Source organism: Furfurilactobacillus curtus (assembly GCF_045862785.1).
GTDB classification, from domain to species: domain Bacteria; phylum Bacillota; class Bacilli; order Lactobacillales; family Lactobacillaceae; genus Furfurilactobacillus; species Furfurilactobacillus curtus.
Map to the genome: position 1 here is coordinate 96,494 of NZ_BQXO01000005.1, position 15,057 is coordinate 111,550.

Annotated in this window: 14 protein-coding genes; 6 read left to right on the forward strand and 8 right to left on the reverse strand. The window is 45.0% G+C overall.

The genetic code is table 11. From position 1 onward, the window contains the following. Positions 1-513: 513 nt before the first annotated feature. Both ACKTR2_RS08630 and ACKTR2_RS08635 read right to left on the reverse strand, forming a co-directional pair. A complete protein-coding gene (locus ACKTR2_RS08630) occupies positions 514-2,136 on the reverse strand; it encodes an ABC transporter permease (RefSeq protein WP_407884499.1) in 1,623 nt (540 codons plus the stop codon). Further along, a complete protein-coding gene (locus ACKTR2_RS08635; protein WP_407884501.1) occupies positions 2,129-3,091 on the reverse strand; it encodes an ABC transporter ATP-binding protein in 963 nt (320 codons plus the stop codon). The genes ACKTR2_RS08630 and ACKTR2_RS08635 overlap by 8 nt, the downstream gene beginning before the upstream one ends. Before the next feature lie 187 nt (positions 3,092-3,278). Here ACKTR2_RS08635 and ACKTR2_RS08640 point away from each other — a divergent pair, with 187 nt between their 5' ends. Then, on the forward strand, positions 3,279-3,893 hold the full coding sequence (locus ACKTR2_RS08640; protein WP_407884503.1) for a TetR/AcrR family transcriptional regulator: 615 nt from the start codon (positions 3,279-3,281) through the stop codon (positions 3,891-3,893). A gap of 80 nt (positions 3,894-3,973) precedes the next feature. Beyond that, on the forward strand, positions 3,974-4,645 hold the full coding sequence (locus ACKTR2_RS08645) for an HD domain-containing protein (RefSeq protein ID WP_407884505.1): 672 nt from the start codon (positions 3,974-3,976) through the stop codon (positions 4,643-4,645). A gap of 94 nt (positions 4,646-4,739) precedes the next feature. Here the strand turns inward: ACKTR2_RS08645 and ACKTR2_RS08650 are convergent, their stop codons facing one another. Further along, entirely contained in the window at positions 4,740-5,576 is an 837-nt protein-coding gene (locus tag ACKTR2_RS08650) for a LysR family transcriptional regulator (RefSeq protein WP_407884507.1), read from the reverse strand. Between the two features lie 111 nt (positions 5,577-5,687). On the opposite strand from ACKTR2_RS08650, the gene ACKTR2_RS08655 reads away from it, so the two are divergent. Then, the gene (locus ACKTR2_RS08655) at positions 5,688-6,722 is read left to right on the forward strand and encodes a YeiH family protein (RefSeq protein ID WP_407884509.1); all 1,035 of its coding nucleotides are present in this window, start codon (positions 5,688-5,690) and stop codon (positions 6,720-6,722) included. A gap of 374 nt (positions 6,723-7,096) precedes the next feature. On the opposite strand, the gene ACKTR2_RS08660 is transcribed toward ACKTR2_RS08655, so the two are convergent. Both ACKTR2_RS08660 and ACKTR2_RS08665 read right to left on the reverse strand, forming a co-directional pair. Continuing rightward, positions 7,097-7,894 carry a hypothetical protein gene (locus ACKTR2_RS08660; protein ID WP_407884511.1) on the reverse strand — a complete coding sequence of 266 codons (798 nt, stop codon included), beginning with the start codon at positions 7,892-7,894 and terminating at the stop codon, positions 7,097-7,099. 1 nt (position 7,895) lies between these two features. Beyond that, positions 7,896-8,393: an aminoacyl-tRNA deacylase gene (locus tag ACKTR2_RS08665; RefSeq protein ID WP_407884513.1), complete on the reverse strand. Its 498-nt coding sequence runs from the start codon at positions 8,391-8,393 to the stop codon at positions 7,896-7,898. Between the two features lie 113 nt (positions 8,394-8,506). Between ACKTR2_RS08665 and ACKTR2_RS08670 the strand changes: the two genes are divergently transcribed. Beyond that, positions 8,507-9,235, forward strand: coding sequence for a GntR family transcriptional regulator (locus ACKTR2_RS08670; RefSeq protein ID WP_407884515.1), 729 nt, complete (start codon positions 8,507-8,509; stop codon positions 9,233-9,235). Between the two features lie 129 nt (positions 9,236-9,364). Here ACKTR2_RS08670 and ACKTR2_RS08675 read toward each other — a convergent pair whose 3' ends face one another. Further along, the gene (locus tag ACKTR2_RS08675) at positions 9,365-9,490 is read right to left on the reverse strand and encodes a hypothetical protein (protein WP_407884517.1); all 126 of its coding nucleotides are present in this window, start codon (positions 9,488-9,490) and stop codon (positions 9,365-9,367) included. A 162-nt stretch (positions 9,491-9,652) separates the two neighbouring features. After that, positions 9,653-10,069, reverse strand: a complete 417-nt coding sequence (locus ACKTR2_RS08680; protein ID WP_407884519.1) for a pyridoxamine 5'-phosphate oxidase family protein — start codon at positions 10,067-10,069, stop codon at positions 9,653-9,655. Between the two features lie 915 nt (positions 10,070-10,984). Here ACKTR2_RS08680 and ACKTR2_RS08685 point away from each other — a divergent pair. Then, complete coding sequence (locus ACKTR2_RS08685; RefSeq protein ID WP_407884521.1) at positions 10,985-13,372, forward strand: phosphoketolase family protein; 2,388 nt, start codon at positions 10,985-10,987, stop codon at positions 13,370-13,372. A gap of 177 nt (positions 13,373-13,549) precedes the next feature. Next, positions 13,550-14,302 (forward strand): CPBP family glutamic-type intramembrane protease, encoded by a 753-nt coding sequence (locus ACKTR2_RS08690; protein WP_407884523.1) that lies wholly within the window; start codon positions 13,550-13,552, stop codon positions 14,300-14,302. A 327-nt stretch (positions 14,303-14,629) separates the two neighbouring features. Here the strand turns inward: ACKTR2_RS08690 and ACKTR2_RS08695 are convergent, their stop codons facing one another. Then, complete coding sequence (locus ACKTR2_RS08695; protein WP_407884525.1) at positions 14,630-15,022, reverse strand: Asp23/Gls24 family envelope stress response protein; 393 nt, start codon at positions 15,020-15,022, stop codon at positions 14,630-14,632. Positions 15,023-15,057 lie beyond the last annotated feature (35 nt).

Below are 15,057 nucleotides of genomic sequence, written 5' to 3' on the forward strand. Positions count from 1 at the left end.
GCGAAATGCGCTAACGATAACAACACAGGCTGAGCCGATGCCCGCTACGTTCAAATTGACCTACTTGCGAATTAACTCGTTTATTTTTCACAATCATGTGGGTGGCGTGTCCGTCTCGGTAATGGCAAAAATTCGCAGCACATAAATTTTACGTAGCGCATAAAGGCGACCTTCACATGATGATTCACTCATCATGTGAAGGTCGCCTTTAATATTGGTCACTAACCAGCTTACTCGTGCTCGACATCACCCAGCTTGTTTCACTCTGATTCATTGTCGAGCTCCGTCAGCCTGCTCCTTGTGCCTAGCCCAGTCTGAGCAATTGGCCAAGATCGCCAACCACTCAGACTCAGCTAGTGCTCAGGATCACCCGGCCGACTCTGCTCTAAGTCTTTGTCGAGTTACACAAGCCTGATGTCTGTGCCTAGCCCAGCCTAGTCAATTGGCCAAGATCGCCAACTGCCTAGCCTCAGCTAGTGCTCGACATCACCCAGCTTGTTTCACTCTGATTCTTTAATTAGCCGCGTCAATATCACGTCTTTGATAGCCGACCAAACCAACGATCACGATGACTAAAGCAATCCCCAACTGCCACCAGAACGTTGGCCATTGGACAGCCACAGCTGGTACGCGGCCGATAAAGCCAAAGGGCGTCAATTTTGTGGCCCAACTTGGTAGATCAAGTAAGCGACCGAAGTAACCGACACCAAAGGTTAAGCCTAAGTATCCCCAGTTGAGGGCGATTAGGCGCGGAAGCCAACCAACTAGACAAACGCTGATGGCCACCATGACTAACATCGGTGCCAAGTTGGCCGTAAAGGCGTTCACGAATAATTTTGTGGCTAAGGGGTGCTTCAGAACACTGTTGGCCGCAATTTCTAGACCAGCAACACTGGCGGCTAACGTTATCGTACTAGTGAGGAGGCCCAGGCAGGTTAAGGTGCCATTCAGGCGTAGCCGACTGATCGGCCGAGCGTGCAAAGATTCAAAGAACCCTTTTTTCTCGTCACCAACGAGTCGATTGATGATTTGAATGCCAGGAATAGCAGAGACGACGGCGAAGATAATCATTAACATAGCGATGAATGATTTAAGAATTTGGGTTTGCGCAGCGGCAGCGGCATGTGGATCGGCCAATAAGCGCATGGTCAAAGGATTCGTTTTCAAAATGCCAGCGACAGTGTCAAACACTGAGCCATACATGGCGGCAAAAAGAAACATGCCAATAACCCAGATAAGAATGGTGTTGCGTTCTAGGCGCCAGAACAAGCCAATGGGCCCCTGCAACATGAAGGAAGCCGATTTTCGACCGGGACGAGTCGCAATAATCCCGGCATTCAAGTCGCGGTGGGATCGCAGGAAGATGGCACCCCCAATAAAGATCGCTGAAGCAATTAACATGAATAAAGCGGGCAGCCAGTTGTTCTGCCGATAAGTTTGAAATTTTTCCACCCAACCTAATGGTGACAGCCAGGTGTATTTCGGATGAGAAACGTCGGCTGCCATACGACTGAGATAGGCAAGTCCAAAAATCGCATAGGAGAGACCAGTGGCTGCGCGGCTACTTTCAACGAGTTGAGCTAAGAGAATGGCAAGTACGCCGAACATCAGACCGTTGAGTCCTAGCCCAATGCCTAAGACAAAATTACCGGCAGTATCGGTGCCACGCAGGCCAGCAAATTGCAGTCCAAACGAATACAATAGGGCTAATGTACCATTAAGAACCAGTAGCTCGGTGATGGCGGCGGTTAGCGTCGCATAAGGACCAACGGCGTGAGCAGAAACCAATTCGGTGACGCCTGAGTCTTCGTCACCACGGGTGAGCGAAATGGCAAAACTAAAATTCATAATCGCCCCAAAAATGGCCATAAAGACCGTCATTTCCGACGCAAAGATGTCTGCGGTGGTATAAGGCCCACCTGGCAGCCGTCCGAATAATGAAATCATTGCTGGTGTTTTAAGGGTCGTAATAATTTGGGCGATCGCTGTCTTAGTCCCGTAAAGGTCGTTGAACTTAAAGGCGACACTAGCAAATAGACCAGCCATGACGAGCATCCAAGTGGTCATTTTTAGCCAATCGCGACGTAAATTGATCGCTAGTATACGACCAGTTCGAAAATAAGCACGTTTAGGCATGGGGTCTCACGTCCTTTGCGGTTGGCTGATCAATTGGATCTGTGGTCGTTTCCCCATAATAACGGAGGAATAAGTCTTCCAAAGTTGGCGGCGTACTCTGCAAGCTAGTGACATTATGAGCCGCTAGATAATCTATGATCTTAGGCATCGCCTCGGAGTCGGTTGCAAAAGTGGTGGTGTGATGTGCGGCATCGGTAGTGACTTGATGCACACCTGTTTGTTGGGCGAGGTCAGTGAGCGGCTGCTCGGTGGCGACAGTAATTTGTGTGCGGGTTAAATGGCGCATTTCGGTTAAGGTACCTGTTTCGATAATTTCTCCGGCGCGGATGATCCCAATCCGATCACACATGCGCTCCACTTCAGACAGAATGTGACTGGACAAGAGAACCGATTTGCCTTGTTGTTTTAACGCCAGGACGGCGTCTTGAAAGACACGTTCATTAAGTGGGTCTAGGCCCGATGTCGGTTCATCAAAGATATAGAGATCCGCATCTTGAGAAAGGGCGGCAATCAAGGCCACCTTTTGGCGATTTCCTTTCGAATAAGTACGTGCTTTTTTAGTCGGATCGAGGTCAAATTTCTTGAGTAGTTCATCTGTGCGGACGTTGTGTGCTTGGCCGCTCAGCTTTAAGAAGAGATCAATAATTTCGCCACCAGTTAAGTTTGGCCACAAGTACACATCACCGGGAACGTAGGCCAACTGACGGTGAATGCTGACCGCGTCGTGAAAGACATCCTTGCCAAAAATAGTGGCTGATCCTGATGAGGCCCGCAATAGTCCCAGTAATGTGCGAATAGTTGTTGATTTCCCGGCGCCGTTGGGACCGATAAAGCCGAAGACTTCCCCCGGACGTACATCAAACGTAATATTTTTAAGCGCCTGAAATTTGCCGAAATGCTTTTGGAGATGATCTAGGTGGACCACTGGGTTTACAGTTGGATTTGAACTTGCCATGATTGTCACTCCTTATAATTGAACTAATAAACAATCGATAGTTCAATTTTTAACGCCAGTGTAGAGCTGACGACAGGTGGTGTCAATAAAATCACTTGTAAAAAATGAACTATTGATGTATACATAATTCAAAAGTGGATAAAGTCGACTTAGAAAATGAACTATGCCCAGAAAAAAGGTGATTAAGATGGACGGGAACCAATTGCGCAAGGTTCGTAAACGCCAAGCAATTCTGAAGGCGGCCAATCAGCTGTTCATTAAAAAGGGTTATCAAGAAACTAGTGTGGCTGAAATTGCCAAAGCAGCCGGTGCATCACAAGTGACGGTTTACAAGTATTTCCCAAGCAAGTTACAACTTGGGCGGGCGGTTGCCATTGCATTGATTGAGGATGGGTATCAGTATTACGGGGCAATGTTGGTTGATCCGCAATTAGATTTTATGTCAAAAATGAAGAAAATGATGGTTGAGGCCGCTCAAGAATCCAACACGTTATCGCCAAGCTTTTATCGGTTATTAGTGGCAGAAATGCGGGGCGATAATGGCGATCATTCAGTACAACGTAGTTACGACCGTCAGAAAGCAGCTTTCTGGCATCGATTGTTTGAACAGGGTCGTGCTGAAGGCAAAATTGATGATGCCATTACCGATCGCGCACTCATGATCTACGTTGATATGTACGTCACTTATGTTCAGCGTTTAAACGGAAAAGCAAAGGATTCAACCGTGCTAGATGCTCTACATGCGGATGGTGAGCAAATTATTCAGCTGTTTTTTTATGGGTTGATCGGGGACGTAGGATAATCGTGGTTTGTTTGAACGTGCTAAGGTATGGGGATAAGTGATCATTATAGGCGCTGAACAGAATGGAGAGGAGTGTTCAAATGGGTGAACCACAAGTCGCGTCTGAACAACAGCAGTTGGTACAAATTATTAATTATTCACGTCATATTTTGGGTACTGATCGGTCTGGACATGATTTCTTTCACGTTCAACGGGTTGCCAAATTGGCGGAGCGCATTGAGGCTAGTGAGCAAACCGGACAGCGGCTCGTGATCTTGGCGGCAGCGTATTTGCACGATGTCGTGGATGATAAAGTGGTTACCGATTCGATGGCCGCCCACCAACAATTAAGTGATTATTTGAATCATATTGGTGTGAACGCAGCCCAAATCACAGCCATTTTTGAAATTATTGATCATATGTCATTTAGCGATAACCTTGAGCATTCACAAGCCTTGAGTCAGGCCGGACAGGTTGTCCAGGATGCGGATCGCATGGATGCCATTGGTGCAATTGGCATTGCTCGTGTCTTTACTTATGGTGGTCGACATCAGCGGGTGCTCTACGATCCCGACATTGCGCCACGCACGCAACTCACTAAAGCGACGTATCGCAACGAACAAGGCACGACGATCAATCATTTTTATGAAAAATTGTTGCTGATTAAAGACCAACTGAACACTGAGACAGCCAAACAATTGGCAACCGTTCGCCAACAAGTGATGCTCGATTTTTTGGCCGAATTTAAACAAGAGTGGTCTGGTGAAGCTTGAATCATCGGTCAAATAATAGTTTCGTTATAAAACGTGCCCGCAACAGGACAGGCTTTCAAGCCTATCCTGTTGCGGGTATTTTAACGTGTTTAACTTAGCGCTGCTGAGGCGATTCCGTTGTTAATTGATCTTGAAGTAATTGGGCTAGTTGATTTAATGGCGACGTGGGTGGTAATGGACGGCTCAAAAAGTAAAATTGGCGGGTGAATTGGGGTCCTAGCGATTGATAGGCAACCTGCTGTGGCAGGACGTTTTGCGACACGATTGTTTGTCCAATGCCTTGGGTTAAGAGGCGAACAATGATGTCATTGTTATTGACAACCATGACTTGTTTTGGCGTGAGGTTGTGCTGGGCTAGGTAACGATCAGTGTAATGGCGGACGCCGGATCCAGCCTCACGTAGCAACCACAATGGCCGCTTGGGATCACCAGCATGAACAAGTTGATCGGTGAAAAAAGCCCGTCGAGCAATACCACTGGCCGTCAGTGGTTGTTCGATGAAGCCAAATTCCAAATTATGAGCCACAAGTTCGTCGACAATCCCCGCCGAATTCATGAGTAAGAGTTGACAATCAAATTCTTGTAGCGCAGTTTGTGGCAATTCGGCGATGATCGGTGGCAGTTGGGTCGCCGCGATGGTGTTTGAAACGCCGATCCGACAAGTGACGTGTGGCTTAGTCGCGTGTTGAACCTGATCGACCAATTCTTGCCAACGATCCGTTAAGACTAAGCCCTCCTGATACAAAAGGTCGGCCGCGGCGGTTGGTGAAACACCGTGATGATTGCGGGTAAACAGTGGTGTTCCTAGCGTCTGTTCGAGTTGTTGAATCTGAACGGAGACGGTTGGCTGCGAGATGTATAGTTGCTCGGCGGCTTGCGAGAAGCTGCGGGTCTCATAAACAGCTTGAAAGACATTGAAAAATTTAATCATGGGTTCCCTTTCATAGATAAATGTAATAACAAGAATTTAGCATATGTATTTCCACTTGTAACGCGTTTTGGCTACGATAAGACCATCAATTAACGATGGGAGTCAGGATCAATGAAACAGCCAAGTGTTGATCGAAGTAGTATGGGGCGCAAGATTGGGCCCGGTTTGTTGGTTGCGATTGTCATTGCAGTCATTAGCCAAGGCCTAGCCCAAGTGATTCCATTAGTCGGGGGGCCGACCATTGCCATCTTACTTGGCATTGTGTTGGGTAATACGTTTATTCGTCAACCACAATTGGAACCTGGTACGCGTTATGCGGAAAGTAAATTGTTGGAATTTTCGGTGGTTCTGTTAGGGGCGACCGTGACGGTGCAAACGATCAGTCAAATTGGCTGGTCTGGCGTCCTATTTATTTTATGTCAGATGACGATTACGATCTTGGCGGCCATCGGTTTAGGTAAGGCGCTACATTTTAACGAAGGCACGACCTTGTTGATGGCTGGAGGTAATGCGGTCTGTGGATCCTCTGCAATTGCCGCAATTGCACCAGCGATCGAAGCTGATGAAGCGGATCGCGGGATGGTGATTACTTTGGTCAACTTGATGGGGACGATATTGATGTTAGGCCTGCCAGTTGTCGGACAACTTGTCTTTGGCAGCATAGCCTTAACTAAAGGGGCGCTTATCGGTGGCACCCTGCAATCAGTTGGTCAGGTGGTGGCCAGTGCCAGTATGATCAATCCGGCGACAGTTCAATTCGCGACGTTGTTTAAAATTATGCGGATTATGATGCTTGTCGTTGTGGTCTTCTTATTTGCTCGGATCCATGCCAAACATTTGGCTACTGAAGCACAAGAAGGTGCCTCAATTAGTGGAAATGGTAGTGGCAAAGTGTTGCCTTGGTATGTGGCGGCCTTTTTGGTCTTTTGCTTAATCAACAGTTTGGTGCGTTTGCCTCAGATGGTCAGTGTCAGCGCACATTGGCTGAGTGGTTGGTGCGAAATCACCGCGTTAGCAGCGATCGGTTTGCGGCTAAACTTGCAAGCCTTCCTGCGTGCTGGTAAACGGTTTGCGTTATACGGACTTGGCGTTGGGATCGTACAAGTGGTGACCGCATTATTGCTCATTGCGCTGTTGATCCACTAGTTAATGGCTGAGTTTTAACGTACCGATCGAGGGAAAAACATTGTTGCAAAAATGAGTTAGCGGACGTGCTAGCAGCTTTATTGTTTGGTAATTTTATTGATGAGGTGGCGTGACATGGTCAAGAAGTATTAAGCCTTGCCTTATGTGGTAGGAGGAACTAAATCGTTATCTTAATCACAGCAGCTTTAAACAATAAAAATGTCAAAGCTTCCACCGTACATTAAAACGTACCGGTGATGGTGGAAAGGGTTTCGCATTGAGTTGTTTTGACCATTAACTTTATTGAATCCTCCTTATATTTAAAGACGATAAACCCCCTCAACCAACTTTAACTGGCTGAGGGGGTTCATTGTATAGTAAGGATGTTCCTAATTTTAAAATTTAGTCTTGGTGATCCAATGAATGGCGATATTCACCACACCAGAAATGGCCACGACAACACTGAGTGCCAAGTAAATTGGCAGTAAATGGTGTTGGGCCCAAGTGGCGACTGGCCATTGCAACAAACCAGCACTCAAACCAATGAGGCCGAGCAATAAGGTATAGGTCGCCAAACCAGTGCTAGAATTACGTAAATCGGCACTACTGAGGTCAAAACCGCCGACACTCAAATTTGTGACAAACACCAACCACACTAGTATGTGGATCATGGCTGCCCCGATGGGGATATTGGTCACCGGTGCGTGAAACAAGGTGCCAACCTGCGGGTTGACCGCAAAGGCGAGCCAGTTAGCTGATACGGTTGGTAGTAACCAAGCAGTCAGACCGAAAATTAAAACGCTGACACCGACAATGGGCGCAAAGCCGATAAAAAAGTTGCCCATTGTTTGATAGGTACTTCCACTGTTCCAACGATGATTGACGTAGCCGAGGGTGAGCGCTTCTGGGTCATCAGGGGCTTGCTGCGGATGTGCAAATTTAATCAACCGAACACCGGTTATTTTGTGGGCGAATAATAACGCCATTAACAAATGGCTGGATTCGTGGATAATGATGCCTAGTGCACCGAGGTAGACCTGCGAATTGATGCCAAAGTGACTGGCTAGGACTTGTTTGCTATTGCGATTAATGATTGTCAGTACCCAACTAAAGAAAAGTGGCAGCCCTAAGCCATAGAAAAAGGTGGTCAGCAGACTAATCAGAACTTGCTGACCAAAATCGGCAATCGTCATGTTAATCCTCTTCTAAATCGGTAAAGGTGCCATGAACTAATTGCGCGACTGCGGCAGCATTAACTTTAACAGAGCGACCAATTTTACCGGAAGAGACAATGATATCGCCTTGAACTTGGGCAGCGTGATCAAAGTAAATCGGATATTGGTATTTTTCCCAGATACCGATCGGTGTATTAGCGCCGTGTTCGTAGCCGGTTGTCTTTAGCAGGTCTTTTAATGGCACCATGCCGACTTTTTTATTGCCAGAAGCGGCGGCTAATTTTTTGTAGCTCAGGTGGGTGTCTAACGGGACAACGCCGACTAAAGGACCAGTGACGTTGCCGGTTAAGACTAATGTTTTATAAATGTGATGTTCATCATAGTCTTCGTGGTTAACATCTAACTGAGCGACGTCACCGGCTTGGTGAGTGGCAAATTCAATTTGTTGATAAGGAATAGCCGCCTTATCTAAAATTTTTTCGACCAAGGTTTTTTGAAGTTTCTTTTTCTTTGCCATAACAGATAACCCTCTTTTAATTGGTACGGACCTAAACATAAATTGGATGGACCAATATTTTTCTGGTATACTCACACTAGACAGTATACAAGAGAAAGGAACCGAGCGTCGACATGGCAGACCTAGTTTATAAAAACGTTATGCAGGATCTGAAGCGCCGGATCAATGACAACCAGTTTCCGGATAAACGGTTGCCTGACGAACGCAGCTTAAGCGACGAGTATCAAGTGAGTCGTTCTTCGGTGAAGCGCGCCTTAAACGTGCTCGCCCAACAAGGGATTATTTTTAAGAAACGTGGCTCAGGGACCTTCGTGAACCCATTGTATTTAAAGAATCAGGCCGTGTTTAGCTATGAAGGCCGTAATTTAGGGGTCACAGACTCTATGCGAGTCGACGGCAAACATCCGGGCATTAAGCTACTAGATTTCCAAGTTGTGCCAGCGACTACCGAGCTACAACAGGATCTCTTCTTAAATGACGATGATTTCGTTTATCAAATTAAACGGCTGCGGCTGCTTGATGATGAGCCGGTAATGATTGAAACAGGCTTTATCCCGATTAAGATTATGCCCGAGTTATCTTCGACCGTGGCATCCAGCTCAATTTTCAACTACTTAGAAGACATTAAGCACGTGTCAGTGACCAAGTCTTTTATGACTGTTGCTGCTGAACCATCGACGAGTGAAGACCAACACCTATTAAGCTTGAAAGCAACTGAGCCAGTGGGTGTCCTTGGTGGGATTTTTTTCTTGGATGATGGCACGCCCTTTGAAGTCTCGAATATGCGGATTCATTATCAATTCATGAAATACAATACCTTCGTGGATTTGGATGCTGATTGATGATTTTTAAATTGAAAATATTTTTGGCTATTCCATTTCTTTGTCTGGCTCGATCAGTGTAAGTGAAGTAGTAGAGACCTTCTTCGATTAGTGTTCTGAGCTCCTTCAATCTCGTTCAAATAATTTTTGTCACTTAGTTAGTGCATTTGTAGAAACGTCGTAGGAAGCAACATAATCCTGAATGGTTAACTCTGTCTTCAACACATCTTGGATGATTTTGTACTTTTCTTCAGCATTGTACTTGGTTCTAGGCATAGAAAAAGCCCCTTTAAGTTGATACAGATGAATTATTATTTTCATCCATCAACTTAAAGGGGACTATAGCAGTTGCAGCTTCCAAGGCACTTTTATTAGTTAGCGTGGTTATTCGGTATTTTCAAAGATACAAAGGATAAATAGTTTGTGCAAATTCGATTGCTAATCATCTAAAGGTGCGTCCTCAATCACGGTGCCGGCTTCTGGACCAGCATTCAATGTCAGCGTGCGATCGATACTGATGACCACCGCCGCAATGGCTTTTGGTAATTTATTTTCAGTTGCATAAGCAGTCGCGTCGTCAAAAATCTGCCCACTTTCGTAAATCTTGACATGACCTTCAACCCGAAAGCCCTTTAAGCCAGGAAATGGATGGAAAGCAACGGCAATCTTCCCGTTAGTTTGCAAATTGTGCCAAGCTTGTCGACCGGTTTCTTCGTTGTAAATCAAATGTTCGTCGTCAAGAATCCGCATCGTACCTTTAGGGCCAACCTGTGGGTTACCATTTTCATCAACAGTTGCAATAAAAGCAAAGGCCCGGTTAACGAGGTCCTTCATCTCATCATTTAATTTTGCCATGTGAAACCCTCCAAATTATAAGCAATTAATTCGATCTAGGCTGAGTATAAATCACCTTCGAATTGGCGACCAATATTTCGCCTTTTGATTTCCGAGTTGGCACCATTAAGCAAATTAAGCTTTGCAACGCGATATTACGCCGGCGATGACTTAGTAAAAAAGGTATCGCACCGAATTTGGTTTGTGATTAATGGAACTGGCATAAGCTGGTGCTGAAAATGCGGCGCGGCTGTCTTGGTGATGAAAAATCGAAGTTTGGGCGAAAGTCTGAAAGCTCGCGCAAACTGCGAAATATAGATGAGTTAACCGTAAAGTAGATCAATCTGGACGTATCCCAGATTGGTCGGCAGTGTCTCTTTCTGTAAAAATTAAATCTGATGTTAAGTTGCGCAGGTTTGTTAATACTTTGCTTTGGTTAAAACGCGCTTGCCAGAGCTAAGTCCTGTGTACAACCAGCAACCACTACCGGGTGAAACCCACCCGTCCGTGGTTTCCAGTTGTACCCGGTCTGGCTCACGCTCTTTCCTAAACGCGCTCGCCATTGCTGAAGGTTGCGCCCAACTAACAATTGTAACCGGGCCAAGACCGCCCAATTATGATTGTCTGTTGGTGCCCACCTTCACTCACGATGGTTCACGCTCTCCGATTTTAAACCTTTTTATGTTCCTTTTAAGCTGCAATTTGTTAGGATAAGGGCAGATTAGCGGGTCAACTGAACACGTGAATCCCAGTTGATTTTCACTATGACGTAAGCGGTGAAGGTACCTTTTGATAATTGGGTCGTACCAATTTTCTAAAAGGTTGACTTTTATTCAAAAGTGTCTATCATAGAGACTGTAAATTAACCGGAAAAATGTCGGCTGATTTCACAGCAAATTTCGTATTATTAATCTATTTGAAGGAGTGTACCTATTCATGGCAGTTGATTACGACTCACAAGAATACTTGGACACAGTTGACGCCTACTGGCGCGCAGCTAACTACCTTTCTGTTGGTCAATTGTTCTTAAAGGACAACCCATTATTGAAGGGCGACTTAACCGCTGAAGACGTTAAAGTTAAGCCAATTGGTCACTGGGGGACAATCGTACCTCAGAACTTCATTTACGCACATTTGAACCGTGCGATCTTGAAGTATGACTTGAACATGTTCTATATCGAAGGTTCAGGTCACGGTGGTCAAGTGATGGTTTCAAACGCCTACCTTGATGGTTCATACACTGAACGTTACCCACGCATCACCCAAGACGAAGCGGGGATGCAACGTTTATTCAAGCAATTCTCATTCCCAGGTGGGGTTGCTTCACATGCTGCTCCTGAAACACCAGGTTCAATCCACGAAGGTGGGGAACTTGGTTACTCACTTTCACACGGTGTTGGTGCGATCTTAGATAACCCAGATGTTATCGCTGCTGTTGAAATTGGTGATGGGGAAGCTGAAACTGGCCCATTAGCAGCATCATGGATGTCCAGCAAGTTCATCAACCCAATTCACGACGGTGCTGTATTGCCAATCGTGCAAGTTAACGGGTTTAAGATTTCTAATCCAACTATCCTTTCACGGATGAGCGATACTGATGTAACCAAGTACTTCGAAGGTCTGGGCTGGTCCCCAATCTTTGTTGAAACTGATGGTGACGATCACAAGCAAGCTCACCAAGACATGGCTAAGGCCATTGACCACGCTGTTGAACAGATCAAGGCGATCCAAAAGAACGCCCGTGACAACAACGATGACTCATTACCTGTATGGCCAATGATCGTGCTTCGTGCACCTAAGGGTTGGACGGGTCCTAAGAAGGACTTAGATGGCAACCCAATTGAAAATTCATTCCGTGCGCACCAAGTGCCAATTCCGGTGGACTCAAACCACATGGAACACGTTGACATGTTGATGGACTGGATGAAGTCATACAAGCCAGAAGAATTATTCAACGAAGATGGTTCACCAAAGGACTTCTTGTCAGCTGTTGCACCTAAGGGTGACCAACGGATGGCGATGAACCCAATCACTAATGGTGGTATTCACCCAGAACCATTGAACTTGAACGATGTTCGCAAGTTTGCTGTTGCTGATGCAGACTTGAAGGACAACAAGAAGCAACGCATGGACATGGAAGTTCTTTCCAAGTTCACTGCTGACACGATGAAAGAAAACGAAAACACGTTCCGGATCATGGGACCTGACGAAACGATGTCAAACCGTCTCTGGGATGTCTTCGGTGTCACGAACCGTCAATGGATGGAAGACATTCATGAACCAAATGATGAATTCGTTGCGCACTCAGGCCGTGTCTTGGATTCACAATTATCTGAACACCAAGCTGAAGGTTGGTTAGAAGGTTACGTTCTGACTGGTCGTCACGGTTACTTTGCAACTTATGAATCATTCGGTCGTGTTGTGGACTCCATGTTGACTCAACACTACAAGTGGTTACGTAAGGCGCAAGAACAAAACTGGCGTCATGACTACCCATCATTGAACATCATCAACACTTCCACTGTTTTCCAACAAGATCACAATGGTTACACTCACCAAGACCCAGGTATGATCGGTCACTTGGCTGAAAAGGGTCATGAATTGGTTAACGAATACTTGCCAGCCGACGCTAACTCCTTGTTAGCTGTTATGAACAAGGCTTTGCAAGGTCGCGAAGAAATCAACTTGATCGTTGCTTCCAAGCACCCACGTACGCAATGGTTCTCCATTGATGAAGCAACCGAATTGGTTAACAACGGTTTGGGGATCATTCCTTGGGCTTCAAACGATGATGGTGCAGAACCTGACGTTGTGATCGCTTCTGCCGGGACTGAACCAACGATGGAAGCTTTGGCATCCATCACGCTGTTACACGACAGCTTCCCAGACTTGAAGATTCGTTACATCAACGTGGTTGACTTGCTCAAACTTCGTAAGAAGGGTGACGACCAAGACGACCGTGGTTTGACGGACGAAGAATTCGACCGTTACTTCACCACTGACAAGCCAGTTATCTTTGCCTTCCATGGCTTCGAAAACACCTTGCGTGGTTTGGTTTACGACCGTCACAACAAGAATATCCACTTCCACGGTTACCGTGAAAATGGTGACATCACCACACCATTTGACATGCGTGTCTTGAACGAATTGGACCGCTTCCACTTGGCTAAAGATGCTATCAACGCAACGCAGTACGCTGAATCTGCTGGCGAATTTACTCAACACATGGACGACATGGTTGCCAAGCACAACCAATACATCCGTGACGAAGGTACTGATTTACCAGAAGTCAACGCATGGCAATGGGAAGATATCACTAAGTAAGCTCAAAATAATTTTGAAGAGCGTCACTGTTCAATTACTGAATAGTGACGCTCTTTTGTGTAATTTGGTTTGTTTCTCCAATAGCCATTCTAGGAACTTTTTGATTTTCTGAGAACAGATGTTAGCTTTTGCTAAGTATGTCTCCTATTATTTGAACATCACATTGGAGGAATTTTTATGGCACAAGGTAACTTACTTGAACGGAAGGGTGATAAACGGCCCTTTCCAATTATTGATGATCACATCGCTGTTGGACGCCTTTGGGGATTGTTTATTTACCCAATTGTTTTATTTACTATTTTAGCTTATGCATCTGGTGAAATTCATGTAGATAGTCAGACGGAATGGCTTTTGAGTTTTGCCATCTTACCAATGATTTTATTTCTTGGTGGTTATTGGTTGATCAGTGGACAAGTACCTTGGAAGTTATTTCATCGTGTTTCTGGCAAGGAATGGCGCCACACATTATTATTATTTTTGTTGCAGTTAATTTATAGCGGACTTATTCAAATTATTTTCGCCGCTTTTCAAGCTAAGACACAGGCGAATGCCAACGCTGCACAGATAGGTGGACCCGATCGTTGGCCATTATTTTTTCAATCGACGTTTAGCGATCTATTTAGTTTAATGAATGAAGAAATTGTCGCAATTGGCGTTTTTTTAGCTTTTGCAGCGATCTTATTACAACAATTTCATTTAAAACGTAATGTGGCCATTTGGAGCGCACTGGGTGTTTCAATGTTTGTTTTTGGAATGGTTCACTTTGTTACTTACGATTGGAATATTCCTCAAATGCTATTTGTAATTGGGGTTTCAAGACTTTTTGTTACTGGATCTTATATTTATTCAAAGAGTATTTGGACTTCATTTGCGATGCATTTTACATTGGACACCGCAATTTTTTTGCTTGCAACGTTAGCGGCTCATTAACTAACAAGGTTAGGTATAATACCTAACAATTTCGTTTGCTAATTGAATACCAGTGTTTATGTACAGCATGGTGGTGTTAAAAGCGCCTTTTGTTGAATTTATTAATGTTAGATTTACGAGAGCGGGACATAAGTCGGTAAGTGATGAGCACTAAGGGCGAACTGGCAACGATGATAGTTTATTCATCGTTGCCAGTTCGCTTTTAGGCGGAGTCACTTGACTTATGTCCCGTATTTTGGCGATTTAGATTTTAGTTTTGTTTATTTAGAATGAAAAATCTGTGATTAACCACAGATTTAATTAGGTTTATTCAGTTCGACCATTTTCTCACTTGCTCTTCTTATTATTTTTTTGCTGATCACGTCGTTCTTCCGGTGTCAACAGATCTTTAACGTGGAACTTAATCGAGGTGACTGTGTAACCCGTCATCGTTCGCACAGCGGAAGTAACTTTCCGAGTAATTTTATCAAAGATATCGTTAGCATCTTTACCATATTCTAAGGTGCCATCTAATTCTAGTTCAACGGACTTATCATCTGTATCAATATCGGCTGAAACGCCCTGATCTGGTTTATTACCACCGATTTGCGAGGAGATATTATCAAAGATGCCACCCTTTAATTCAATGACGCCATCAACTTCTTGAGCCGTTTTTCCGGCAATTTTTTCTAAGACATCGTTGTCGAAGATTAATTCTTTTTTGGTCGTTGCTTCTGACATAATTAGTTTCCCTCCGTTTTTAACCTGAATTTAGA

What these genes read in the sequence shown, in the direction of transcription:
- ACKTR2_RS08680 (WP_407884519.1), bottom strand. Translation starts at nt 10,069, where the DNA reads ATGGCAAAATTAAATGATGAGATGAAGGACCTCGTTAACCGGGCCTTT.
- ACKTR2_RS08655 (WP_407884509.1), top strand. Translation starts at nt 5,688, where the DNA reads ATGAAACAGCCAAGTGTTGATCGAAGTAGTATGGGGCGCAAGATTGGG.
- ACKTR2_RS08665 (WP_407884513.1), bottom strand. Translation starts at nt 8,393, where the DNA reads ATGGCAAAGAAAAAGAAACTTCAAAAAACCTTGGTCGAAAAAATTTTA.
- ACKTR2_RS08640 (WP_407884503.1), top strand. Translation starts at nt 3,279, where the DNA reads ATGGACGGGAACCAATTGCGCAAGGTTCGTAAACGCCAAGCAATTCTG.
- ACKTR2_RS08690 (WP_407884523.1), top strand. Translation starts at nt 13,550, where the DNA reads ATGGCACAAGGTAACTTACTTGAACGGAAGGGTGATAAACGGCCCTTT.
- ACKTR2_RS08630 (WP_407884499.1), bottom strand. Translation starts at nt 2,136, where the DNA reads ATGCCTAAACGTGCTTATTTTCGAACTGGTCGTATACTAGCGATCAAT.
- ACKTR2_RS08660 (WP_407884511.1), bottom strand. Translation starts at nt 7,894, where the DNA reads ATGACGATTGCCGATTTTGGTCAGCAAGTTCTGATTAGTCTGCTGACC.
- ACKTR2_RS08650 (WP_407884507.1), bottom strand. Translation starts at nt 5,576, where the DNA reads ATGATTAAATTTTTCAATGTCTTTCAAGCTGTTTATGAGACCCGCAGC.
- ACKTR2_RS08685 (WP_407884521.1), top strand. Translation starts at nt 10,985, where the DNA reads ATGGCAGTTGATTACGACTCACAAGAATACTTGGACACAGTTGACGCC.
- ACKTR2_RS08645 (WP_407884505.1), top strand. Translation starts at nt 3,974, where the DNA reads ATGGGTGAACCACAAGTCGCGTCTGAACAACAGCAGTTGGTACAAATT.
- ACKTR2_RS08675 (WP_407884517.1), bottom strand. Translation starts at nt 9,490, where the DNA reads ATGCCTAGAACCAAGTACAATGCTGAAGAAAAGTACAAAATCATCCAA.
- ACKTR2_RS08670 (WP_407884515.1), top strand. Translation starts at nt 8,507, where the DNA reads ATGGCAGACCTAGTTTATAAAAACGTTATGCAGGATCTGAAGCGCCGG.
- ACKTR2_RS08635 (WP_407884501.1), bottom strand. Translation starts at nt 3,091, where the DNA reads ATGGCAAGTTCAAATCCAACTGTAAACCCAGTGGTCCACCTAGATCAT.
- ACKTR2_RS08695 (WP_407884525.1), bottom strand. Translation starts at nt 15,022, where the DNA reads ATGTCAGAAGCAACGACCAAAAAAGAATTAATCTTCGACAACGATGTC.